Here is a 429-nt window from a genome sequence, read left to right on the forward strand (position 1 = left end):
CACCGGGCGTCAGCGATTCGTAGACTGAGGGGGCATTGTGAGAACCACGATGAGGGTCGTTCTTCGCCGGCTGGGGAAGAGGGTCTGGACGCGCGCCGCGTTGGTCACTGTGGTGTCGATCGTGTTCGTGTTGGGCGCCGACGGGGTAGGAACGCTCATCCCGTTCGATCTGGTGATCGATCTGGGCCAGGATTCGGTGGGCGTGATTCTGCAGATCATCGCGGGCTCCATGCTGGCGGTCACGACGTTCTCGATCACCGCGATGGTCACCGCCTACTCCGCAGCAACGACGACCGCAACGCCGCGCGCGACGCAGCTTCTCGTCGAAGACACCACGTCGCAGAACGTCCTGTCAACGTTCGTCGGCGGCTTCACATTCTCACTCGTGGGCATCATCGCCCTGTCGAGCGGATACTACGACGACCAAGG

1 protein-coding gene is annotated in these 429 nt (G+C 62.7%); it reads left to right on the forward strand.

The features are described from left to right. Positions 1–49: 49 nt before the first annotated feature. Positions 50–429, forward strand: a 380-nt coding sequence (locus DW298_RS00030) for a DUF2254 family protein (protein WP_136040463.1), incomplete at its 3' end; no start/stop codon positions are given.

Source organism: Microbacterium sp. A20, from assembly GCF_004794515.1.
Classification (GTDB): domain Bacteria; phylum Actinomycetota; class Actinomycetes; order Actinomycetales; family Microbacteriaceae; genus Microbacterium.